General features: G+C 67.2%; 18 protein-coding genes and 1 pseudogene. 8 read left to right on the top strand and 11 right to left on the bottom strand.

The genetic code is table 11. The features are described from left to right. The first annotated feature begins 28 nt into the window (after positions 1 to 28). Positions 29 to 271 (top strand): hypothetical protein, encoded by a 243-nt coding sequence (locus ACFYPJ_RS23895; RefSeq protein ID WP_389020605.1) that lies wholly within the window; start codon positions 29 to 31, stop codon positions 269 to 271. Positions 272 to 350: 79 nt separating this feature from the next. On the opposite strand, the gene ACFYPJ_RS23890 is transcribed toward ACFYPJ_RS23895, so the two are convergent. Continuing rightward, the gene (locus tag ACFYPJ_RS23890; RefSeq protein WP_389020602.1) at positions 351 to 893 is read right to left on the bottom strand and encodes a hypothetical protein; all 543 of its coding nucleotides are present in this window, start codon (positions 891 to 893) and stop codon (positions 351 to 353) included. 256 nt (positions 894 to 1,149) lie between these two features. Here ACFYPJ_RS23890 and ACFYPJ_RS23885 point away from each other — a divergent pair, with 256 nt between their 5' ends. Next, positions 1,150 to 2,049 carry a hypothetical protein gene (locus ACFYPJ_RS23885; RefSeq protein ID WP_389020600.1) on the top strand — a complete coding sequence of 300 codons (900 nt, stop codon included), beginning with the start codon at positions 1,150 to 1,152 and terminating at the stop codon, positions 2,047 to 2,049. 217 nt (positions 2,050 to 2,266) lie between these two features. Here ACFYPJ_RS23885 and ACFYPJ_RS23880 read toward each other — a convergent pair whose 3' ends face one another. The 8 genes and pseudogenes from ACFYPJ_RS23880 to ACFYPJ_RS23845 all read right to left on the bottom strand — a co-directional run bounded on the left by ACFYPJ_RS23880 (position 2,267) and on the right by ACFYPJ_RS23845 (position 10,999). After that, positions 2,267 to 3,118, bottom strand: a complete 852-nt coding sequence (locus ACFYPJ_RS23880; RefSeq protein WP_389020597.1) for an IS5 family transposase — start codon at positions 3,116 to 3,118, stop codon at positions 2,267 to 2,269. A 65-nt stretch (positions 3,119 to 3,183) separates the two neighbouring features. Beyond that, positions 3,184 to 3,603 (bottom strand): RacP protein, encoded by a 420-nt coding sequence (locus ACFYPJ_RS23875; protein WP_389020595.1) that lies wholly within the window; start codon positions 3,601 to 3,603, stop codon positions 3,184 to 3,186. 2 nt (positions 3,604 to 3,605) lie between these two features. Then, complete coding sequence (locus ACFYPJ_RS23870) at positions 3,606 to 4,613, bottom strand: DUF6192 family protein (RefSeq protein WP_389020592.1); 1,008 nt, start codon at positions 4,611 to 4,613, stop codon at positions 3,606 to 3,608. Positions 4,614 to 5,128: 515 nt separating this feature from the next. After that, positions 5,129 to 6,631 carry a fibronectin type III domain-containing protein gene (locus ACFYPJ_RS23865; RefSeq protein WP_389020589.1) on the bottom strand — a complete coding sequence of 501 codons (1,503 nt, stop codon included), beginning with the start codon at positions 6,629 to 6,631 and terminating at the stop codon, positions 5,129 to 5,131. A 1,235-nt stretch (positions 6,632 to 7,866) separates the two neighbouring features. Continuing rightward, entirely contained in the window at positions 7,867 to 8,577 is a 711-nt protein-coding gene (locus tag ACFYPJ_RS23860; protein ID WP_389020586.1) for an alpha/beta hydrolase, read from the bottom strand. A gap of 65 nt (positions 8,578 to 8,642) precedes the next feature. Beyond that, a complete protein-coding gene (locus tag ACFYPJ_RS23855) occupies positions 8,643 to 9,578 on the bottom strand; it encodes an SDR family NAD(P)-dependent oxidoreductase (protein WP_389020583.1) in 936 nt (311 codons plus the stop codon). Between the two features lie 909 nt (positions 9,579 to 10,487). Next, positions 10,488 to 10,625: pseudogene (locus ACFYPJ_RS23850) on the bottom strand (IS30 family transposase); the annotation flags it as partial. 134 nt (positions 10,626 to 10,759) lie between these two features. Then, the gene (locus ACFYPJ_RS23845) at positions 10,760 to 10,999 is read right to left on the bottom strand and encodes a hypothetical protein (protein WP_389020580.1); all 240 of its coding nucleotides are present in this window, start codon (positions 10,997 to 10,999) and stop codon (positions 10,760 to 10,762) included. A 1,195-nt stretch (positions 11,000 to 12,194) separates the two neighbouring features. Between ACFYPJ_RS23845 and ACFYPJ_RS23840 the strand changes: the two genes are divergently transcribed. The 3 genes from ACFYPJ_RS23840 (at position 12,195) to ACFYPJ_RS23830 (ending at position 16,549) form a co-directional block, all read left to right on the top strand. Beyond that, positions 12,195 to 13,652, top strand: a complete 1,458-nt coding sequence (locus ACFYPJ_RS23840; protein WP_389020578.1) for an FAD-binding oxidoreductase — start codon at positions 12,195 to 12,197, stop codon at positions 13,650 to 13,652. Next, on the top strand, positions 13,649 to 14,893 hold the full coding sequence (locus ACFYPJ_RS23835; protein WP_389020575.1) for an FAD-dependent oxidoreductase: 1,245 nt from the start codon (positions 13,649 to 13,651) through the stop codon (positions 14,891 to 14,893). Before ACFYPJ_RS23840 ends, ACFYPJ_RS23835 begins: the two co-directional genes overlap by 4 nt. A gap of 141 nt (positions 14,894 to 15,034) precedes the next feature. After that, positions 15,035 to 16,549: an MFS transporter gene (locus ACFYPJ_RS23830; protein ID WP_389020572.1), complete on the top strand. Its 1,515-nt coding sequence runs from the start codon at positions 15,035 to 15,037 to the stop codon at positions 16,547 to 16,549. A gap of 112 nt (positions 16,550 to 16,661) precedes the next feature. Here ACFYPJ_RS23830 and ACFYPJ_RS23825 read toward each other — a convergent pair whose 3' ends face one another. After that, on the bottom strand, positions 16,662 to 17,051 hold the full coding sequence (locus tag ACFYPJ_RS23825; RefSeq protein WP_389020569.1) for a hypothetical protein: 390 nt from the start codon (positions 17,049 to 17,051) through the stop codon (positions 16,662 to 16,664). A gap of 693 nt (positions 17,052 to 17,744) precedes the next feature. Between ACFYPJ_RS23825 and ACFYPJ_RS23820 the strand changes: the two genes are divergently transcribed. The 3 genes from ACFYPJ_RS23820 to ACFYPJ_RS23810 all read left to right on the top strand — a co-directional run bounded on the left by ACFYPJ_RS23820 (position 17,745) and on the right by ACFYPJ_RS23810 (position 21,643). After that, positions 17,745 to 18,755: a bacteriocin fulvocin C-related protein gene (locus tag ACFYPJ_RS23820; RefSeq protein ID WP_389020566.1), complete on the top strand. Its 1,011-nt coding sequence runs from the start codon at positions 17,745 to 17,747 to the stop codon at positions 18,753 to 18,755. A gap of 526 nt (positions 18,756 to 19,281) precedes the next feature. Continuing rightward, positions 19,282 to 20,469: a hypothetical protein gene (locus ACFYPJ_RS23815; protein ID WP_389020563.1), complete on the top strand. Its 1,188-nt coding sequence runs from the start codon at positions 19,282 to 19,284 to the stop codon at positions 20,467 to 20,469. A gap of 400 nt (positions 20,470 to 20,869) precedes the next feature. Then, entirely contained in the window at positions 20,870 to 21,643 is a 774-nt protein-coding gene (locus tag ACFYPJ_RS23810) for a polysaccharide deacetylase family protein (protein ID WP_389020560.1), read from the top strand. A 172-nt stretch (positions 21,644 to 21,815) separates the two neighbouring features. On the opposite strand, the gene ACFYPJ_RS23805 is transcribed toward ACFYPJ_RS23810, so the two are convergent. Next, positions 21,816 to 23,138 carry an epoxide hydrolase family protein gene (locus ACFYPJ_RS23805; protein WP_389020557.1) on the bottom strand — a complete coding sequence of 441 codons (1,323 nt, stop codon included), beginning with the start codon at positions 23,136 to 23,138 and terminating at the stop codon, positions 21,816 to 21,818. Positions 23,139 to 23,442 lie beyond the last annotated feature (304 nt).

Raw genomic sequence — 23,442 nt, 5'->3', positions numbered from 1 at the left:
CGCAGGCTCACCGGATGACCTGCGTGAGGTGGGCACGTACCTGGTCCGCCGCGTCCAGGTGCGCCTCGCGCCCTCTTCGCTCAGGGCGACCTGGCGATCGAAGTCCCCGCCGTTCCAGCGCACCTCCTGGGTGCGGCCGTCGGGCAGGGTGCGCCTCAGCCCGCTCAGCGCCACCACACTTCAGCCTGCGGGTGGTGGCACGGCCGCCTTCAAGGTGACGCCGAAGGCGTTCTCGGACTTCGTCGAGGCAGCGGCCCGCGGCTCGCTCTGACGCATACAGCGGCACAAAACAGGGAGGCGCCCGGTCGGGAACTCCGGCCGGGCGCCTCCCTTGCTTCCCCTGGCGGGAGCTAGTCCACCGAGGCGATCGCCGTCTCGCGGGCGGCCGTCTCCGTGCCGTCGGCGAGGGTGGCGGTCACGCGGTAGTACGTGGTCGTGCCCTTGGGCAGGGTGGTGTCCACGTACGACCAGCTGGTGCTGTCACCGCGCGTCTGGACGTCAACCTTGTCGAAGACGTGGGTCGACCGGTTCCAGCGGTAGACGGCGAAGCTGGTCACCTTGCTGCCGCCCGCGCCCGTGTCGCTGCCCAGCCACCAGCGGACCGAGCCGTACACGTCGCCGTTGAGGTGGCCGAGCGGGTTGTCGCCCACGGCCGGGGCGGCGTCGGCGTCGGGGCGCAGGTCGAGCTCGGTGACATCCTGGGCGGAGGCGCCGGTCTCGGGGGTGAGCTGGTTGCCGTACTGGTCGACGGCTACGACGCTGTAGCGGACCTGCTCGCCGTCGGCGACCGTACGGTCGAGGTGGTGGGTCTCCGTGAACTCCTCGGGCCTGAGGGTCCAGGCGTCGATGAGCGGCTTGTAGACCCACTCGCCGTCGACGAGGGTGCCCCGCATGATGCGGTAGTGGTGGAGACCGGGGTCGTCACTGGCGTCCCAGCTCAGTGCCTGTTTCCGATCCCCGAGTTGATTTGGTACAGAGTTAAGCCAAGGGGGAAGCCGTCGGGGAGGACACGATCGCGGAACTCCCATCGCGTTCCGGTGGACATCCAGTACGGCCAACTACGGGGCCTCTGCGGTCGGTTTGAACCTTCCACGCAGGCAGGACGTTGTGATCTCGGACAGCGACAGCTACCGAGAGAGGGGCCATGCCATGGCCAGCGCGAACTTTCTACAGCTCACGGAAGATAAATCCGTCAAGTGGCACGCCTTCCGAGGTATCGATCTGGCGGCACTTGAAAGTACCCTGAAATCGGGCCTGCCACGCTCGTATCAGCACCAGGGAGAATGGAATCTAAGTCTCTCGGGTTCTCCCGGAGAGAGTTTCAGAAGAGGCCGAGAAAGCACTTCATTTCTGTTCTATACGATGAACCCCTCGTGTCTGGCTGTGGCTGTGCGCACATACAGCGTGCGGCATGAGCCTATAGGAGGATTCCAGGACGAGTATCATTCGACGACGCTGATCGACCCATCCCGGATTGTTGCTGTGACTGCTCATGCCGGAACACTCAGTTCTCCCCTATCCGATCTGACTTCCCATATCGAGCCGATGCGCCCTCACCGGTGTCTCGATTACCTGCAACGCAACCTGGAGTGGACTGCCAGGGTGTGCGGCCAAGACGCCGCCGACTGGCTCACGCAGCGTCTGCAACCCTACCGGCAGAAGACAGAGGCCGGGCTTGCCCTGGACCGCTCCGAGACGGCGGATATGCAAAGGGCCGTTCTCGGTACATACGCATCTTATCTACGGGACAGAATTGACCGAGAGCCGAGCCTCGGCGATGCCGTCAACGACGTAATGCAGCGGTCAGGTAATTCTGTCGCCCTCCTGTCTTGGGACGCGCAGGCATTGTCAGATCTGAAAACAAGAAGCGTTCAGGTCGCTGACGCTATTCGGGTAAGCCGGGCTGCGAATGAGTACACTTTCCCAGTGACCATCAAAAGAGAGACTGAAGAATTCTCCCGCGTCCAGTCTCTGCAACGGCAACCATATCGCAGCCATTCTTATAATCTGAGTCTAGGTCAGTCTTCCCGGCCTCCCGGCCGCAAGTGACCGTATGGCGAACGGAGGCTCCTTGCCAGCCTGCCACTTGGAACCGTGCGTTTGCCCGGCTCAGGATTCGAACGGTACTGGTTCGGGTGTTTGCCACAGGCGCTGGGAGCGCGAAGTCGCTGACAGGCTTCGGCCGAGGTAGGAGAGTGGTGTTCACGGCCGAGATCCGGGCCAGGCGACCTTTTGGTGGCACTGCTGACCGTCGGGGCTGGAGCGATCAGTCGCGTTGAGCCTCTCGGGAGGTCGGCTGTCCGCTCCTGCGGGAGCTTCGGCGGGTGATACGCCTGGTCATAAGGGTGATCGCGGCCCATGTGATGAGCGATTCCGAGTGCTGGATGAGCCGTTCATAGTCGCGTGCGTGTCTGCGGGCGTGCATGATCCAGGCGATCGACCGCTCAACGACCCAGCGTCGGGGCAGAATGACGAAGCCGGAGGTGTCCTTCGGTCGGGCGACGGTCTTGATGGTCAGGTTAAGGTGCCTCTTTGCCCAGGTCACGAGCTTGCCCGCGTAGGCTCGGTCGGCCCAGACGATGGTGATTTCGGGGTGCATGAGGCGGAGCCGGAAGAGGACTTCCTTGGCCGCGGTGGAGTCGTGCAGATCGGCCGGGGTGACCATCACCATCAGGGGGAGGCCGCGGGTGTCGACCACGAGATGCCGTTTGCGGCCATTGATTTTCTTTCCTGGGTCGTAGCCTCGGGACTCTTTCCCGACGGTCGATGCCGCTTTGACTGACTGCGAGTCGATGATCGTGGCGACCGCCCGGGGTCCTTTGCCCATTTCGCGGCGGATCCGCTGGGCCAGGGCGTCACGGAGCTGGCCGATGACACCGCAGGCCGCCCAGCGGGCCATGAACCCCCAGACCGTCCGCCAGGGCGGGAAATCCGCAGGCAGGGCCCTCCATTTGCAACCTGTGTCGACGACGTATCGGATCGCGTCGACGATCTCGCGTCGGGGGTGCTTCTCCGGCCGGCCGCCGCGGGCCGTGTCGCAGGCCGGAAGCGGCAGCAGCGGTTCGATCAGCATCCATTCGTCGTCCGTCGTGTCCGAGGGATAGCGGCGGTGACGCACTTCTCCTCCCCTCTCCGACCTGCGGCGGGGTCGACTGGCTTTGCCGGTCGGCCCCGCGGGAAGGGTCAGGCGCTGGCGATGAGGTCGAGGGTGGATTCGATGGAGTTGAGCTGGGCGACGATGTGCTTGACCCACTTGTCGTTCGGGTGGGCCGCGGCATGCGGGGCGACGGTGCCGGTGATGAACCGTCGGAACTGGGTCAACTTCTCCCCGACCACCGCCCGTTCGTATGCCTCCAGCGCCGCCCGTTCAGCACCGAGTTGGTAGCCGTCCTGCCTGGTCCAGATCAGTGGCGGCCAGCCCTTGGACGCCGCTTCGTCCCGCAGGGCCGCCAGTCCTGATCTGACCTGGCTGTCCGATAACCCGCTGGCCCTGATCAGCTGGTGCATCAGCAGGCCGGCGGGCCTGGCCTCGAACAGGACGAACCGGATGGTGTCCGCGTGCCGTCGGGCGGCATCTCCCCGTCGCCGTGAGGCGCGGGGCACGACTACTCGCCTCGCAGCATGCGGGCCAGTTCGCCGTCCATGTCGACCTTGCCGGTGTCGACGGCGGTCTCGATCCAGTCGAGCGTCGCCCGCACCTTGGCCACGTTCTCGTGGACGATCGTGCGTTCGTCCTCGCCCAGGGTGCGATCGCGCAGGCCGGGGACGGTGCGGCCGGCCGCGGCGACGAACGAGTGGCAGGCGGTGACCAGGTCCAGGAACTCCACCGTCCGGTCGATATGGCGGACTGCCGGCGCGATGGGGCTGGTGTCCTCGAAGTGTTCACGGGCTTGCCGGCCCCGCTCGACCTGGGCGTGATTGACCTGGTGGCGGGCGGTGTCGTCACTCATCGCCTTGAACGCGACCTCGGGCCGACGCAGCAGACCGGTGGTCACCTGGGTGGCGACGTGCTCGTCCCGGGTGAACTCCTCCACCACCCGGACCTTGTCCTGGTCGGAGACCTTGGCCGCCACCGTCGGACGCTTGAGGAAGTCGGTGGTCACCACCGCGGCGACGTCTTCGTCCCGTGCCAGATGGTGGATCGCACTAATCTTCTCCTGGGGCGAAGCCGGACGCTCGACCTGGCGGCCCACCTTGCGGTTGGCCTCGTCCACGGTCCACCGCTTCCCGCCCGCGGGGGGTTTGGCGAGGGTCGCGAACCGCTCGGCCTCGTTCTCGATCTGCCCCAGGATCCGGTGGACCCTGAACGACACGCCGGTCTGCCGCTTGTCCTTCGGCCACCGTGATGCCGTCCACCTGGCGTTTTCCACCGTCCTGTAGGCCAGTCCGATGTCCTCGGCGAGACGGTGCAGCGTCTCTCGGACCGTGAACAACTCCTGGCCCAGGGCGGCCTGGTGGCCGCCCCGCTCACGCATCGGCTCGATCTCCAGCGCTCGGTCCCCGATCGTGAACGAGCCCCGCGTCTGCTGTTCGACCACTTCCCGCAGCTCGGCCACGATCTGCTCGTAGCGCTGCTGGCTGACGTTTCCGACCTTGTCGATCTCCTCCGGCATGGTGTGCACCACCCATGCGGGCCGGGGCACGGAATTGGAGCCCGTGACGTGGACACGACCCGCTCATCACCGAGAGTCAGTCCACAAATCCACTGATCACAACGAATGACCGTAAGTGAGCGGGCTCTGAACGAAGTTGGGCTCTGGATGCGTTCGCGATGCGGTCACTGTGCCCGTTCGCCGAACGTTTCCTTCCGGCGCCGCCAGGCCCTCACCACACACCGGCGCGAGCAGTAGACCGCGTTCGAGCGCCGATCGACGCCGGCCACCCACCTGGTCCCGCACTCGGGACACTCTGCCTCGTCGACGCCGCCCTGCACGGCCGCCAGGCGCTTGCGCAACCGGCGTTCCGTACGCCACTGCCTGGCACGACACACCCTCGAGCAGAACACCGCATCGGGCCGGGACCCCGGCCTCAGCCGTTCGCCACAAGCCCGACAGTTCCTCTCCCCGGCCCGCCCGGTGCCCTTGGACACCACGCCAGCGTAGGACCCAAGGCTACTCAGAACCGGGGATCAGAAACAGCTACTCAGCGAGACGCCGTTCTCCTGGGCGGTGGCGGTCATGCCCGTCACCGGGGGCGGCGGGGTGCTGTTCCCTGCGACGGCGACCGGCATCTCGACGGAGGGGGTGCCTCCGTTCCCCGCGTCGTCCACGGCCACGACCGAGTAGTAGTACGTGGCGCCCGGCGGCGGGGCCGCCTCCGTGAAGGAGGTGCCCTGGATGCCCTTGGCGACCTCCACGACCGTGCGCCCGCTCTCCGTGCGCGGCTTGTCGTAGCGCACGACCGTGTACCCGACGAAGTCCTCGCTGGTGGCCTCCGACTTGTCCCAGGTCAGCGTGACCCCGCGCTCGTCCTCGACCGCCGTCGCGTTGTACGCGGTGTTCACGGGACCCGTCTTGTCCCGCGTGTAGAGCTCCGCCGTGCCGGAAGCCGCCGACTCGTTGCCGTGTGTGTCGACCGCCGTGACGACGTAGTGGTAGGTGTCCCCGGTCTGCGGCAGCGGCTGCTCGTACCGGGCGCCGCTGAGCGGCTTGTCGCCGTTCAGCCGGTTCGCCGCGGTGAGCGCGACCGGCCTGCCGGTGGTGGAGCGGTACACGTTGTACCCGGCGAGGTCCGCCTCGGTGTTCCCGTACCAGGAGAGGCTGGCCTTCTCGGAGTAGCCGGGCTTCCAGGCGTCCGCGACCCCCTTCGGTGCCGCGGGAGCGCTCTTGTCGACGGTGGTGACGGATTTGTCCGCCGTACCCGCGGACTCGTTGCCCGCCTTGTCGTAGGCGCGGACCTCGTAGTAGTAGACCGCGCCGTTCTTCGGCAGCGTGGTGTCCGTGTACGAGGCGGAGGTCGTCGTGGCCAGCGGCTTGGTGCCGTACGAGGTGCCCTGGAGGCGGCGGTACACGCGGTAGCCCGCGAGGTCCGCCTCCTTGTTGGCCGTCCAGCTGAATTCGGCCCGGTACGAGGAGTCGTACGTGAGGGAGGTGCCGGTGGGCACGAGGGGCTTGACCGTGTCGACGGTGGCGGACGTGCGGGGCAGGTAGTCCGCCTTGACGTTCGCGGTACCCGTCCAGTTGACGAAGTCGAAGCGGAGGGTGTGCGTCCCGGACGGGATGGTGATGTTGACGGTCTTCGTCTGGGTCGTCGAGACGTTCTTCCAGATGTCGGCCTTGCGCGTGCCGTCGAGGTAGACGCGCAGGCCGTCGCGGGTCGCGACGGGGATCGAGAACGGGCCGCCGGAGCCGAAGTCCCGGGTGACGGTCCAGCGCACGCCGAAGTAGTCGCTGGGCAGCCCGGCGGCGGGGGCGCCGGTGCCCCAGTTCTGATCGATCTTCGAATCGCAGTCGGTCTTCTTCGGCGTACCGGAGAAGGTCGTGTTCGCGTAGAACTGCCTTTTGAAGACGGGCGACTTACAGGTCACGGTCGCCGTGGCGGCACCGGCGGCGGACGTGCACGTGAGCAGGGCTCCGGTCGTCGCGAGGACGGTGGTCGCGGCGAGGGCGGACGCACGAGTGGCTCGGGTCATGCCTTCCTTCGTTCTGGGTCGGGGGGGGGGGGGCCCCCGCGTGCCCCCCCCCCCCCCCCCCCCCGGGGGGGGGGGCGGGGGGGGGGGGGGGGGGGGGCGGCCGCGGGGGGGGGGGGGCGCCGCCGCCCCCGGGGGGGGGGGGGGGGGGGGGGCCCCGCGGCCCCCCCCCCCCCGACCCAGACCTTCGGGAAGGGCGGGGGGTTGTGCGGGGTTCGGGTGTGGCGTCCCTCACATAGGGCGTGGGGTGGGTGTCGTGTTCGCACGGGTACGCCACGGGCCGCCGTACCAGGGCTGGGTGAGGCCGGCGACCCGCCGCCGGACGGGGACCGTCATCCTGTGCGGGGCTGGGACCCCGTCCACTCCTGCCGGGACGCACGGGGAGAGTGCGCGTGTCACGGGCGCGTACGCCCTGCGATGCCTGTCGGTTTCGCTCGCCCCCGCCGCCGCCCGCGCCCTCCTCGTCAGCCCGTGAGGGAAGCTCCCCGGCCCGTGAAGGAGGGGATCCGCCCGTGGGAACGCTGGTGCTGCGGCCTCGTTCCGGCGTACGCCGGGATGCCGAGTCGACTGCCCCGCCGACACACGCGGGGAATCACAGGTGTGAGATGAATTTCCGCACACTTCGCCGTGAAATACCTCCCGGGAGAAACCACTTGCGGGCGGAAATTACTGAAAAAGCCCGGGAGCGGCCGGCCTCGCTTCCGTCCGACGCACCCGTAGGCACCACGACGCAGCGGCTGACGCTGCTCACGGGCGCCCAGGCGCTGGTCGTCTCCGAAGGCGCGGTGGCCGGCGTCGTTCCGGACCGGGGCCGCGCCTCGGTGAGCGTGCAGGTGAGAGGAGTCGGGGGCGACACGTATGTGCCGCCCCGGACGCCGCGCGGCTGATCGCCGCAACCGGCCGCCTCGACCGCAGCCTCTTCGACGTCACCGAGCTGATCCGCCGGAGTACCGGCGGCCGGCCGGTGACGGCGTCCCGGTGATCTGCACCTGGACCGGCGCCCACCCTGAGGCCCGGCAGAAGCTGCACGCCGCCACCGGCAGTTGGTCCGGACCGAACTCGACACTGTCGAGGGCAAGGCGCTCACCGTCCGTCGGGACGGCGCTTCGGATCTCTGGGACTCCCTGCTCGCCTCCTCCCATGCGGGCGACCGGGCAGCCTCGGGGATACGGACCGTCAGCCCAACCACCACAAACCTAACGCCCGTCGTACCGGGGCTGCGGGGTGTGTCCAGATTCTTACGCTGTCACGTCGTGCGCGATCCGCGCCAAGATGTCGGCCAGCTCGCCGGGCATGGAAAGCAGCGGAGAGTGACCGCTGGGCAGGTGATATGTCGTGCCGGTCCGCTCGGCGAACGGCTTCTGGTACTCAGGGGGCAGGCTCCGGTCGTCGTCGCATAGGACGTAACTGGAGGGAGTACTGCTCCATGCGGTCCGGGTCACCGGCTCGGCGAAGGAGAGTGCGCTCTGGGGCAGCAGTCGTGCCAGAGCGGCTTCCAGCTTCTCCTCGGACACGTCGTTGTAGAGGGCCGTCGCCGGGTCCTCCCTGACCGGGATGGTGCCCTCCACCGTGGCGAGGTCCGGCTGATCACCGCCGAAACACGTCATCAGGCTTTCTCCCGCATCCAGGGCGAAGGCGGAGATGTACACGATGTGGGACACGTTGGCGGCTCCCTCGGCGCCCTGAGTGACGGGAGCTCCACCGTAGGAGTGCCCGACAACCACCAGAGGTGTCCCGATGGCGTCGATCTTCTCGCGGACCACCCGAGCGTCATCGAACAGACCGGGAAGCTTTCCCTCGGACCCTTCGGGCACGACGCTGGGCAGGTCAACGGTGTGACTGGTGAAGCCTCGCTCCGTGAGGGCAGCCTGCAGCTCGCTCCAGCACCACGATCCATGCCACGCACCGTGGACGAGAAGGAACTGCGGGGCGGGAGTGCGGTCGTTCATCTCATACCTTTCAACTTGACGTACGGACACCCGGTCTGTGCCGCATCGTCGGCTGGGATCCGGGATCAGTTCGTCAGAGGCGACGCGTAGTCCCAGAGCCGGTCGGCGGCTGCAGGGTCGACCGACCACTTGGCGACGCCGGCCATCGGCTCGGGACCGCCGTCGACGACCTCCGCTTGCTGGTTGTCCTCGAAGTACTGTCCGGTCACACCATCGACGAGCGGCGACGCGGCCAGCAGCACCGTGGTGGCAGCGCCCTGGGCCGGGGTCTTGTAGTAGTCGGGCGTGAGGAGGTTGCCGTCCTCGTCCATGGCGCCGAGAGCCTGCATGGTCGCCCGGTCGATGTGACGCGTCAGGTTGGTGTGGATCCATCCCGGCGCGCAGGCGTTGGCGGTGATGCCGTACTCGGCCCAGCGGCGGCTGATACCGACGGCGAGCAGCACGTCGGCGGTCTTCGACTGCGCGTAGGCCAGGAACGGGTCGTAGGGCCGCCTGTCGAACTGCGGGTCGTCGAAATCGAACCCGGCTCGCAGCTGGGCACCGGAGCTGAGCACGACGACGCGAGGCTTCTCTGCCACCTGGAGCGCGGTACGCAGACCGGCGGCGAGAGCGAAGTGGCCGAGGTAGTTGGTGGCGAGTTGCAGCTCCCAGCCCTGTGCGGTGATCTCCCGCGTCGGGAGCATCATCACGCCCGCGTTGGCGACGAGGGCGTCGACCGGGCCGCTCCAGTCGGCGCAGAAGGCGCGGACGGAGGCCAGGTCGGAAAGGTCGAGTGCGACGGCCTGCGTCCCGGGCAGTTCATCGACCAGCGGCTGAGCGATGGCGGGGTTGCGAGTGGCGATGGTCACCTGCGCGCCCGCCCCGGCGAGCGCACGTACCGTCTCGGCACCGAGACCGGAGGCCCCTCCGGTGACGATCATCCTGCGCCCGCTCAGGTCGAGTCCGTCGATCACCTCCGCAGCGGTGGCGCGCATTCCGAACGGAGTGGTTATCGGCTTCATACCTGTGCTGTGCCTTCACAAGGGAGGGAATTTGGGTGACCGACGCGTTCCTCGTTCGCCGCGTCCGCGAGAGTAACCATACATGCTGTTCATACATGTGGTTCACCGCGCCTTCCTGCCTTTTCGTCGTCACCTCCTTAACCAGTGATTGCGTCTGGCTCGGTCTCTGGCGAGTGGGATTGCTCACCGCCGTCCTTCATGTGACATGCACACGCGCCGCTACAGCCAGGCGCACCCCTGCTTCTTGGAATGGGAAAGCAATGAAGAGGCTGCCGCTCACTGCGGCGGTGTACCTGCCGACCGCCTCGGCGGAGCCCCAGACCACCTCCACCGCCACGCCCCGGCCTGCACGGCTCCGTCCCTGAAGGCCCCAGCCGGCAACAAGACGCTTGGTCTGGGCGACTGTCTCGGCCCAGACGGGCCGGTGACAGAGGTGGTGGGTGGCCTGCGGGCAGCGTGCGCAGTCACACATACCTGCCAGGGGCTTGGCGGCGTCCGGGGTGTTGGCCGGCTTCAGGCACAGGGCCTTGCCAGGGTCGGCGAACCAGCAGTAGTTCGCACTCAACTCATTCCGAAACGATCAGTTCGCGCCCGCTGAGACGTCCACGGACGCATCATGGATCTTCGGCAGCTGACTCGCCCGTGGTGAGGGGAGCGGGAGCAAGTGTCAAAAAACTGTGGATCAGTAGCCGTTCACGCTGTTTCGCGGTTCAGGTGGGTGAGCCCTTCGATGGAGTCCGGGCGGACCTGCGGGGCGGGGTCCGGGGTCGGTGTGGTGGCGGGCAACAGCACCTGGGCCACCGGGTGTTCCGGGGCGTAGAGCCCGGTGCCGGGACCCAGCGCACCAACTCAGTGTGGACTGTGCCGGTGTTCGGTGACGAGTCCAATGAACCCGGCTACGACAATGACAGCAGGCCGCTTGCTGATCACGACGTCGGGTGTGACGTGACCGCCGGCATTCTGTCGGGAGCGTGCTCGCGGAACACGCACAGCACGCCAGATGCGCGGGCGGACGACCAGTTCGCGCTTGAGTGCCCCGCACCCCTGGCACGATGAACTCCTCCTTTGCGGGACCAAGCGACCTAAAGCGACTGATGGCCCGTCAAACCGGAGCAGCAGCACCTCGTTGTCCTGAATCCGCAACGAGATCGGCTCGCACCAGTGCCGTCCGGACCGGTCCATCAGTCCTGGGTGATCTCGTGGTCGGCCAACTCCTGGAGGAGATAGTTCGCTTCCTCACCGGCACCGCCGTCCTCATCCTCGTCGTACCCGTGGTCGCCCCGGGGATCGTCCCCCTCGGGATACGCTAGGAAGCGGCGCCACACCGGGCCGGCGGGAAGCCGACCGTCGAGTTCGAACGGATCACCCGGGGAACGCGAGCCCGGACCGATCAGGCAGCCGGGCAGCACAAGCAACGTCACTGCGCTTGCGATGGGTTGACGCCCAGTCGCAGTTCTCACGGGCCCCGGAACGAGAGCCTGCATGACGTGCCGGGACGGTGGTCCGGGCCGCTTGTGACGGGAAGCGTCAGTGTGGCGGCGTCCGACACCGGTGGGCACAGAACGATGAAGTCGCGCAGGTGGACCAACCCCCCCTCACCGTAAGCCAGTTCACTGTGCACCTATTACCGCGTGCGACACTCATTGTTAACCTAATCAACCCCTGTTGTTCATCTACAGCCGCCAGCCTCCAGACATGGCCCAAATTCGTATTGCACTCGGCCAGGTCAGCACAACCGTCGGAGACCTGGCTGGCAACGCGGACCTCATCCTCAAGGCGTGCGGCGTGCCGCCGAGCGAGGCGCGCGCGTCGTCGCTCTGCCTGAAACGGCGTCACCCGACTGCCCGGTCGAGGATCTGGCCCTGCGTGGGTCTTTCGTCGAAGCGTCCTGAGCCTGTTGTGGAGCGTGCCCGTCGCTTCGCCGATGCGGGCCTCGGGGACATCATCGTGGCCGTCGGTTATCCGGACGGGCCTTCTGAAAAGGCATCAGGAACGGTCTCCCCGGACGGAGCTCCAGTGAACGCAGCGGGGCACTGTGCGCCGCTGCGAAACGGTCGCTCGGCATGTCAAGCACCACGTGCCCAGTCACGGCGTCTTCGACGAACAACCGGAATTTCGTTCCCGGCAACGGTTGACTGTCGTACTGACATGGAATAGATATCGCCCTCGCGTTCTGCGAGGACCTGTAGCAGGACGGCGGGCCGATCCCTGCTGCTGACACAGATGCCGGAGCACTCATCGGCGCCATGTTGTTGGGCGTCACAGGTTTCGGACTCGGCTGGATCAACAGCGCCGCGGACTTCTCCTACCACCTCCGCACGGCAATTCCCCGCGTCGGGCAGCCGTCCGGGAGATCGGAAAACGGTCCGAACAAATGGCTTCGGCGTAGTCGCTTCCGAGCACGGCGGGCAGGCCGTGAGCGTCCCGCGACCGAACACTCGGCCCGCGGTCCTGTGTAAAAGGTGGACTTAACCTCACTATGGCGCGCACCCCACACCGAACAATTACACCCCGTCAACTGACGTGGGACAACTTGTGATCGCGGTAGGGGATGCCTGAAAACGGGGATCATAACTATGGTGAATTCGACAGGTGAGAGCGTTGAATAAAATTGACATGGCCGCAGCGGATAAAATCTCGACAAGGGAACTGTGGCAGAAACTCTGGGAAGCCGGCCGGGTGCTGAAGGTCGACCATGACATCCATCCGGGTGACATCGGCGGCCACCGTCCGCGTGAGGTAGTGGCCACTGTGTCGGTGGACTCTGTCGAACAGGTCCAGGACGTGGTGCGTGCCGCGACGCAGATCGGTGCGAGGTTGTACCCGCTGAGCACCGGAGCCAACTGGGGTATGGGTTCCCGGTTTCCAGTGGTCGAAGGATGCACCGTGCTCGATCTGAGCGCGATGGCCCGCATCCGCGAACTGGACCTGGAACACGGGTACGCAGTGATCGAACCGGGCGTGACGCAGGCTCAACTCGCAAAAGCCCTGGAGGGTTCCGAGTGGGTACTCAACGTCACTTCCTCCTGCGCGGACACCAGCATTGTGGGCAACGCCCTCGAACGCGGAGACGGCATCATCCGCTCCCGAGTCCAGGACACCCTCGCTGTCGAGGTGGTATTGGGCAACGGTGAGCTGCTGACCACCGGCGGTCTGGACGGGCACGGCCACTACCATGGCAGGGTCGCCGGCCCCGATCTCACCGCCGCCTTTGTGGAGTCCAATCTGGGTGTGGTCACCGCGATGGTGGTCAGCCTGGTACCCCGGCCGGAGACCACGGAACTGGTGTACGCCTGTTTCCGGCCAGAGGCATTCCCCGACCTCGTCGACGCTGTGGCGCGACTGGGCCGCGCCGGGCTGCCGACGGACGGACTGCTGCGGCTCCGGGGCTCGGTCGTGCCGGACGGCCCCCATGCACTGCCCGAGACCCCCGACTCCGGGCTGTTCACCACGACGGTGCCGTTGCTGGGGCGGAAAGAGACCGTGCAGCTCAGCAGACGTCTGATACGGGAGGCGCTGGAGTCGGTTCCGGACATGGTGTCCTTCCGGAGCGTGGACGCCGCGACCGTCGAGGAAGACGACGCGTTGTACTTCCGGGCACGGATGGCACTCGGCATCCCCACCTGCGCTTCGCTGCGGCGCGGTCTGGGTGTGCCGGACTGTGACGTGGAGGACACCGAGCTGGCATGGCTGATGTTCCTGCCTCTGGTGCCCCTGGACCGGGAACACATGGTGCGCGCCGTGGACATCCTGCGCCGGGCGGTCGACAGGCACACGACGGCGCTGACGGCCGAGTTCAACATCGTCTCCCCGCACATCGCCAACATGGTCGTCCAGATAGCGTTCAGCAGGACCCCGGAGTTCACTGCCCGGGCCCACGCCCTGCGTGACGATATCCGGGCGCACTTCGCTGACGAGGGCTTTCCGGCATACCGCTCCAACATCGACCACATGGCCACCGAGCTGGGGCTCAGGCGAAACGCCCTCATCGCGCCGCTGGAGGAGCTCAAGCAACTGTTCGACCCACGCGGCGTGATCTCTCCGGGCCGCTACCTGAAGGGATCCGTGAAGTGACCAACGGCCCGGCCTCGTCCGGCACCCATGACATCCGCGGCGGATCCGTACCGGCGTCTGCCCCCGCCAGGGACACCTCCGACGGTGGGACGCTGCACAGCGATGTGGTCATCGTCGGCGCCGGCATCGGTGGCTCCTTCCTGGCGCTGCTCCTCGGACGGCGCGGGCTCCGTGTGACGGTGGTGGAACGCGCTGAGCGAATCGCGACGCACGGCGCGGACTTCCTCAAGCCCCGCGGTATCCGGTTGCTCTCGGAGCAGGGACTGCTGCCCGAACTGCTGAGCCGAGGCGCGCTGCGGCGCGACACGATCAGCTATTACCACGACGGGGATCTGCTGCAGGACTACAGCTACCTCGATCACACCGGCCTCGGGTACTTCCTGATCCTGCCGTACCAGGAGATCGTCACTCCCATCGTGGAACGCGCCCAGCGCCTGCCGAACGTGGACTTCGCCTTCAGCACGACCATCGCCGCCGTCGAGACCCGGCCCCCCGCCTGCCGGGACGGCGAGTCCGGCGGGGAGGAGTTCGCGGATATAGCGGCTGTGGTTCTCAGCGACGGCAGAAGGCTGAACACGCGGGCGGTGGTCGATGCCGGCGGCCCGAGCTCACCGGTGCGAGCGTTTGTGGGTGCCCAGCAGGAGAGCCACGGATACGAGCACGAAGTGCGGATGGCCACCATCCCGGTCACACCCAGCATCGCCGAGCGCAACCGGATGTACTTCGACTCCACGGGCTGGTTCGCCTACTTCTACCCGGTGGACGCCGAGCAGGCACGGGTATTCGTGGGGGTGCCGCGGCACGAGCACGCGGCGGTCTTCGAGGAGCACACGGAGAAGCTGACCGAGCGGCTGCGCGGCTTTGTCACTGACAGCGCCGACGCGCTGGACGCGCTGGACCCCGCCACATTCCTGCGCGCCCCCGTCAAGGCGCTGCGCACGGCGCACTACCACCGGGGCAATGTGGCCCTGCTGGGTGGCACGGCGTTCAGTTGTCACCCGATGACCGGACAGGGCATGAGCTACACCCTGGAGGACGCCTCGCTGCTCGCCGAACTCATCGCCCGGTCCGCCGCCGACGGCGGACCCGAGCTGGAGTCGTTGCTGGCAGCGGAGTACGAGCCGCGCCGCGAGGTGCATGGGCGGCTGGTCGACTACGGAGACGACCTGGCCGGCTCCTACCCGAACCGGGCGCTCTACCAGAAGAGTTTCCGGCCCGGGATACACGGTGGTGACGTGTAGAACCGGAAGTCCCGGCGCCCCGCTGCGGTGGTCGTTGCCGCGCGTCCGCCGAAGTCGAGCCACCACCACCGCAACCACCGGTGTTCCGCCGTGCCTTACGTGTGCCTCCGCCGCTCGGCGGCAATGAGAAAGGAAATCTTCATGGCGTCGACCGTCGCCGGGGAGCGGGGGAAGGAACAGCATCCTCCCGCACCGGCAGCCAGGCTGCCCCGTCCACGGCTCACCCTGACCGTGCTGCTGTGTGCGACCTTCATGCAGTTCCTGGACATCTCCATCGTGAATGTCGCGGTGCCTTCGATACAGCGCGATCTGCACGCCGGCTCCGGCACGGTGGAGTTGGTGGCTTCCGGTTACACCCTGGCGTACGCCTGTGTGCTCATCACCGCCGGCCGGCTCGGTGACCGCTACGGCTACCGGCGCCTGTTCGTCACCGGCATGGCGGTCTTCACCCTCGCGTCACTGGCCTGCGCCGTCGCACCGGACAGCGCGACCCTCGTACTCGCCCGCATCGTGCAGGGAGTGGGCAGCGGGCTGATGGCTCCCCAGGTGCTGTCCGTCATCCAGGTCGAGTTCCCCCCGAGCAGCCGGGGCAAGGTCTTCGGCAGCTACGGTACGGCCATCGGCACGGCCACCGTGGTGGGTCCGGTGCTGGGCGGGCTGCTGATCGCGCTGCGGCTGCCCCATCTCGACTGGCGGCTGGTCTTCGCCATCAACATCCCCGTCGGTCTCGCCGCGATGGCCGCGTTCCGTCTGATCCCGCCCAGCGTCCGGCAGGTCCGCGAGCGGCTCGACCCGGTGGGCGTCGCGCTGGGCGTGGCCGGCCTCGCCCTGTTGCTGTATCCGCTGGCCGTGGGCCGGCAGCAGGGCTGGCCGGGCTGGTCCTGGGTGTCGCTGGGAGCAGCGGTGGTCGTGCTGACGCTGTTCGCCTGGACGCAGTTCCGCCGTGAACGCCGGGGCCTGGACCCGTTGCTGCACCTGCGTCTGCTGGGCAACCGCACGGTCCGTCTCGGCCTGTTGGTGGTCCTGGCGTTCTTCGCCGGTGTGCCGCCGTTCTTCTTCCTGCTTTCGGTCTACCTCCAGGCCGGCTTCGGGCACTCTGCACTCGTCGCGGGCCTCACGCAGTTGCCCTTCGCGGTCACGACCGCTGTCGGCTCCCGCGCCGCGGGATCGCTGGCCCGCCGGTACGGGACTGTCGTGCTGGTCTACGCCACCGGCGCGCTGACGGTCGCGATGGCCGCCCTGGCGCTGATCGTGGAGTTCGCCGGAGCGCAGGCCACGCCATGGGAGCTGGCCGCGCCGATGCTGGTGGGCGGTACGGCCTTCGGAATCTTCACCGCGTCGGCGTTCACCGTCCTACTGGCTCAAGTACCGGCCTCGGCCGCCGGCTCGGCCTCCGGCATGTTGACGACGGTTCAGCAGGTCGCCGGGTCGCTGGGACTGACCATCGGTGCTGTGGTGTTCTTCGCCTCCCAACCCCTGGTCGCCCACCAGGTGAGTCCGACGGCCCTGCGGCACACCGCGGCGACCTCGTTCTTCCACACACTGCTCTACGAGACCGCGGTGTTCGCGCTCGCCTGTGTGGGCACAGTGGTCCTGCGTCGCAGGCCACGCGACGGGTCCGAGCTGTCCGCGCGGCCCAATCCCTCGGAGCGGTGAAGTCCCCCAACGCCGGGTCATTAGCACATTTCCGCTGGTGGAGCCCGAGCCGAACAGCAGAGCTCGGGCTGACTCGAACGCGCAGCCCGGTCGGCGGGACTCTGGGACGTGGTCAGCGATGGTCGTTGAGCCAGTCAGGATCGTCATCCTGGAGGCTGCTCAGAAGGACGCCCCAGGAGGCGGCTCCCTGGTTCTCGTGACGGAAGACCAGGGCCTCCTTGGCGTCATCGACATACAGCTCTGCAGGGCCGAGCAGCACATCGTGGTTGCTGGTGAGATCCCGCCGGCGCCCGAACAGCGCATACGCCTCGCGCAACGCCGTGGGCAGTCTGAGGCCCAGCCTCAACTCGGCAGTATCGAGATCGGCTTCCGTCCATCCGTCATCGCGTCCCAGGGTGGCGCCGGCCCAGTGGGCGGCGAAGCCCTGGATGAAGGTCCATGCACCATTGCGGTCTTCGACGCCTCCAGCGAGCGACGCGGCAAGATCGAACTCTTGTTTCATGCCAGGACGATATCCGTCCCGCTTATCAGCCCTCTTCGCCCCTCGACACGCCGACCGGGTGTTCCTGGAATCCGGCGACATTCCGGGTCCGCTTGATCCACATCTGTTGCCCGAACTCGGCATCAGTCGTTCTCATCTCACACCAACGAAGCCATCCGGGATATGTCCAGGGCGTTCGCACCACCGAGTTCGGCCAGGAATGACCTTGCGCGGCCGAGTCCATACGCCGCGCCGTGGTGCGCCGCGCCGCCCACGCGCCTCCCGAGCACCGGAAAATAGAACTGACCCCCGGCATATGACCAAAACACCTCCCGCGGGTTCCGGCGGTGCGCTTCGACAGACGGGACCGCCGATTGCGGAGGCATGGGTAATCCAACAGAATTTCGATGTCTGAACTGCGGGTTTCGCTACCTGGCCGGAGTACTGGACGTGTCCGTCGGATGGATCGATCCGCCGGTCTCGATTGGACGTCGCCCGATACACGGGGGCGGCCCGGCCTGCGAGTACGGGGACACACGCTCTCTTGTGCGGGCCCATTGGGCTGAAGGAGACTGAGCCTGCTTGCGGATCACCTGCGGTGACCGTAAGTGTGGTGCAGAGCGCTCTGTCCGCATGCGCTGCCGTGCGGAGTCGTTGTTGCTTTGGTTCGCACGAGGGCGGAAAGCAGTCGTGCATCGCGAAGAGGAGAAAAACATGTCCGATCAGAAGGCGCGCTGGATGCTTGCTTTCGATGCCTCCTGCGGAACCTGTCGCAAAGTCGCCTCGACAATCGAGAGTTCCTGTCGACAGCGTTTAGAAATTGTGCCCCTGGACCGTCCCGACGTGGCCGACTGGCGCAGGACTGCTCTGGGCGAGAACGCACCCTGGAAGCCCACGCTGCTGAAGGTCGAAGGCGATGCCGCGCGTGCCTGGACCGGTGCCCTGATGGGGGTGGCCCTGACCCGTCGGCTCGGTGTGCGCGGCACCCTCCACGTACTGCGCGCGCTGGGGGAACTGACAGCCGCCGATAGGCACCGCGATCCGGGCGGTGCCGAGCGTGGCTCCGGCGCGCTGCCCCGCAAGGGCTTTCTGCGACTTGCGGCCGGAGGCGCTGTAGCCGGTTCGCTGGTGCTCGCCGGACGTACCCCGGCTCTCGCCGCCGGCACGCGGCAGAACGAGGTACGCGACTGGATGGAACGTCACAAGAACGCTCTGCCGACCGGCTATGCGGAGGTCACCTCGCACCCGATGGCCTACCGGCGGGCCATCTATTCGGCCTCGGCACCAGAGGTGAAAAGGTCTCTGTGGCTGGAGCACTTCAAGGCTTACCGGACGTCGCACCGGGCGTTGACCACTGATCAACGAGATGTGCTGGACCGTCTCACTTCCTTCGTCGGTGGCACGGAAACACTGTTCACCACGACGATCGCCGCGGGAGATTCCCGCCATGAGGAACTCACACCGATCAAGACCGACGCGATCGAGGCATTCGGCAAGGAAGAGGCCCGTGCCCTGATGACCCAGCTCGGCCCGGATTCGGGCGCGGAGGCACTCGGCGGGGAATGCCAGTGTGCCCTGGGCGACCCCAACTGGTGCGGCAAGGTATGCCATTCGTGCTGCTACTTCCAGAATGGCTGCGCCACCGGGTGCGGGTGCTGCTGCACCTTGGTCTCCAGCGGCTGCGGCTCATTGTGGGAATACATCTGTGACGGCCTCTGCTACTAGTGTCCTGCGCCAATCAACGCCGACCCGGACACGACGCTCCGCCTGCGGATGCGGACCTTCCATCACCCGGACGATCCGGCGGAGGAAAGAACAAACTTCGTGATCGATGACATCTCCACCGATCGCACCATCGCTGTCGCAGCCTTCCGTCACAGCTCGTGACTCGCACGCGGATCACAAGGTTGCTTCCTGCGCGGCCCAGGGGCTGTGCGTGAAGTGTCTTGTCGGGTTTCACGCGGAAACCAGTTCTGCAGTTACCCCGGTCTGAGAGGGCAGCGCGCGCCGCCCGGGGTAACGCCAGTTGTCCTGAACGGCCCGTCCCCGGCAAACGGTGTTTCGCCGGCCGGTGGCAGTGCCTGGCCCTCCGGGTAATGCCAGTACCTCCCTCGTCCAGGAAACCACGCCCACCGGGCACGGCAACGAGAACTGCGAGCCCGCAGCGGTCCGGAGGAATGCGGGTACCGCCGCGGGCCGCTCGGGCGTTAACTGACGTACAGTCAGTGACAGACCGGACGGAGGGGACGAAGTGAACAGGACAGCGGATTCCGCGGCGGGGGCCCGGCGGGCGCCGGGCAGGCGCGGGCGCACCCTTCTCGGTGCGCTCGCCGCGGCGGCAGCACTCACCGGCGCGCTGCTGACGGCTCCGGAGGCGGCGGCGCAGCAGCCCATCACCGAGTACGGCCCGGTTCCTTCGTCACTGCCCGTCGGCGGGGTGTGCGAGGTCGAGTTCGACCACAACGGCAACCTGTGGGTGGAGCAGTACCTCAGCAGTCAGGTCGCGCGCTACGACACCAGGACGGGCAAGTTCACGAACTTCGACACGCCGATGCCGCTGTCCATGCCCGGCGGCATGGACCTGGACGACGACGGTTACCTGTGGATGCCGCAAGTGACCGGCAACAGCCTGCTGCGCGTCGACACCCGCGACGGCGGCATGACCGAGGTACCGCTGCCCTGGGCCGAGGCGTTCGCCACCTCCCTCCTCGGCATCCCTCTCCACACGGGACTGGGCCTGGCCAACGACATCGCCTGGGGACCGGACAAGGCCCTGTGGTTCACGCTCGGCGGCCTGGACTCCGTCGGACGGTACGACCCCGACACGGGCGAGTTCACCAAGTACAAGGTGCCCGGCGAGATCCTGGGACAGGTGCACGCGCTGTTCGGCATCATCAAGCCGGGACCCGGCCGGACCGTCGTGTTCGGCCTGCCCCAGATGAACCAGGTCGGCACGATCGACGTCGACACCAAGAAGTTCACCCTCTACACCATGCCGACGCCCGTGTCCTTCCCCGTGGGTGTCCGGACCGCCTCGGACGGCTCCATCTGGGTCGGCGAGTCACTGGGCATGAAACTCGCCCGGATCGATCCGCGCACCGGCCACATCAGGGAGTACCCCCTGGCGGGCCCGGCAGGCGTCCTGTCCAGCGTCCTCACGGGACTCGGCCAGGGCAGCGTCGGCAACCCGCTGCCCTCACCCGGGCCGGTCGCCGAGGGCAGCGACGGCAACATCTACGCCTCGGTGAGCTTCCCCGCCGCCATCGGACTCGGCTACCAGATCGCCCGCCTCGACCCACGTACCGGCGACGTCACCATGTGGCCCACCCCCTCCTCGGCGTCCTACCCCTGCGACATCAACCCGCACGAGCCCGGCGCCATCTGGTTCGGCCTGCTCACACCGAACAAGATCGGCAGACTCGACATCGACGCCACCTGACCGAGCACAGATCCACCACAACGACACCGCCACCCCGACAACGCCCAGCGGGCGACAGCCCAAGCCCCGCCCGCTCCTCCGCGTGGTACTGCCAGGCGTAGGTGCCCGGGGGGCAGCTCGCGGCGCAGCAGCAGTCGGCACGCAAGCCGAACCGACCGGAGAAACTCCGCAGCTCAACACCAGTCCGAGCGCCGCAACCGCCTTGCCGTACCCACCCCCTCGTCCGTGCCCCGGACCGACCGGTTCGATCCCGGTCGCTGCTCGTCGAGATGTCCGCGAACTTCCCCGGAATTGTGCGTGATCGGTAACGGACGCATCCGTCGGCCGCGGCCCGTCGTCCTGCCAGGTGATCGGAAGGCGACCAAGGGTCGGCGAGGAACTGCGGGAAAGCGGGACGGACATGGCACGGCGGGGCAACAGGCGGGGCTGGTACGGCAAGGTGGTCGGGGCGGCGCTCGGGTTGACGGTGGTGGCCGTAGGCGCCTCGGTGTGGACCGCGCAGGCCGGTGTCCTGGGCGGCTCGTCTCCGCGGCCGGCCGCGTCGGCCTCGCCGTCCAATGACGTCAGGCCGGTGGACGTGACCATCGCACACGCCTCCGACAAGGGAGCGCGCGGCGTCAACATCACCATCGACGACGGCCCCGACCCCACGTGGACCCCCCAGGTACTCGACCTGCTGCAGGAACAGGGGGTGAAGGCCACGTTCTGCATGACGGGGACGCAGGCGCAGGCCCACCCCGACCTCGTGAAAAAGGTCGTCGCGGCCGGTCACCGGCTGTGCGACCACACGGTGTCGCACGACACCACCATGGACACCAAGTCCCAGGCCTACCAGTCACAGCAGATACTCGATGCCGAACGCATGATCACCGAGGCGTCCGGGGGCGTACGACCCATGTACTACCGGGCACCCGGCGGGGCCTTCACTCCCTACAGCCGCAAACTCGCCGCCTCCCGGGGCATGCGCCCGCTGGGCTGGAACGTGGACTCCAAGGACTTCGAGCGGCCGGGCACGGACGCCATCATCGCCACCGTCGAACGGGAACTGCCCAACGGGCCGACGCTCCTCTTCCACGACGCGGGCGGCGACCGCTCCCAGACCGTCGAAGCACTGCGCCAGATCCTCCCCTACCTGAAGGAACAGGGCTACTCCTTCGGCTTCCCCGTACGTTGAGCCCCGGAGCGACGGATCGATCCGGCGGGGTACGACCGAGCGCTTGGACAGGCGGTGACCTGGGCGGAGGTAGATACGCCCGGGCCGCCTGCGGAGGCTCCGTCTGCTGAGGGTACGAGGCGGCCGGGCCGCACCCGCCGCGCCGCCCATCTTTTCCCGACGGTTCGGAAAGTCACTTGCCGGGGGTGTGCTGGGAACTGCGCAGCGACTTGAACGCGGCGCGGAGTTCACTGGTGAAGATGTCGGGGACTTCCCAGGCGGCGAAGTGGCCTCCGCTGCGGACCCGGTTGTAGTAAAAGAGCTTGTGGTAGGCACGTGATGCCCAGCTGCGCGGCGCCTGGTAGATCTCGCCGGGGAACACGGTGATGGCTGCCGGGACGGACACCGACACGGCGTTGAAGTTGTTGGCGTTGTTCTCCCAGTACAGACGCGCGGAAGAGACGGCGGTGTTGGTCACCCAGTAGAGGGTGATGTCGTCGAGCATCTCGTCCTTGGTGAGGACGCGTTCGGGGTGGCCGCCGCTGTAGGTCCAGGCGGCGAATTTGTCGTACATCCAGGCGGCGAGGCCGACGGGGGAGTCGGTCAGGGCGTATCCCACGGTCTGCGGGCGGGTGACCATCATGGCCGAGTAGCCGGATCCGGTTTTGTAGAAGTTGGCCATCTGGTTGTACGCGGTCTTCTCTTCCGGACTCAGGCTGGACGGTGCGGGGTCGCCGCAGGCGAGTTTCCTGGCGATGTCCGGGGGAATGGTGGCCGGGAAATTGACGTGGATTCCCAGCAGGCCCGCGGGCTGCTGCATCGCCATCTTGTCCGTGACCACGGCGCCCCAGTCGCCGCCCTGGGAAACGAAGTGCTTGTATCCCAGTCGTCCCATCAGCACGGTCCAGGCGCGGGCGATGCGGTCGGGGTTCCATCCGGTGCTCGTCGGCCGCTCCGAGAAGCCGTAACCGGGCATGGAGGGTATGACGAGGTGGAAGGCGTCCTCGGCGCGTCCTCCGTGGGCGGTCGGGTTGCTGAGCGGCTCGATGACCTTCAGGAACTCAAGGATGGAGCCGGGCCAGCCGTGGGTCAGGATCATCGGGAGCGCGTTCGCGTGCCGGGAGCGGACGTGGATGAAGTGGATGTCGAGTCCGTCGATCTCGGTGATGTACTGGGGCAGGGAATTGAGTTTCTGCTCGATCTTCCGCCAGTTGTAGCTCGTTTCCCAGTAGTGGGCGAGTTCCTGCATGGTGGCCAACTGGACGCCCTGGGACTGGTCGTGGACCGTCTCCCGGTCGGGCCACCGGGTCGCCAGGATGCGCCGCCGAAGCTCACTGAGATCCGCCTCGGGAATGTTCACGCGGAACGGGCGGATGCTCTGCTTCTCACTCGCCGTGACCGGCTTCTCCGGATGGTTCGAGGACTGCAGACCCCAGGTCCCGGCCGCTGCCGCGGTCACCGCGGCCGAGGTGGAGATGAACTTCCGGCGGGATTGCGTGCGAAACAATTCAGACATGGCGAATCTCCTGGAATTATCCATTTAATTCTGGATGCGGAGCACGCGGGGAGGAGTTTCCGAACAATCGTTCGTCCGACAAGCGCGAATAGAAATGCGATGGGTACGGCGATTCGGTGCCGTTTGGAACTCATCGGTCGCCTGGGTTGCGCTGGTTCCGGCCTCATACAGGGGCGACACATCGCGGGTCTGCTACTCAATGTGACGATACATGTCTCTGTGTGAACCGACAACTCGGGATCACGAGCTGCGTACGAGGCTGGTGATTGCCCGGAAGAATCTCTCGACTCCGGCGGGCGTGAAG

Source organism: Streptomyces sp. NPDC006012 (assembly GCF_042871185.1).
Taxonomy (GTDB): Bacteria; Actinomycetota; Actinomycetes; order Streptomycetales; family Streptomycetaceae; genus Streptomyces.
The sequence above is the reverse complement of the archived record's forward strand: the minus strand, read 5'-3'. Positions and strand labels throughout refer to the sequence as shown.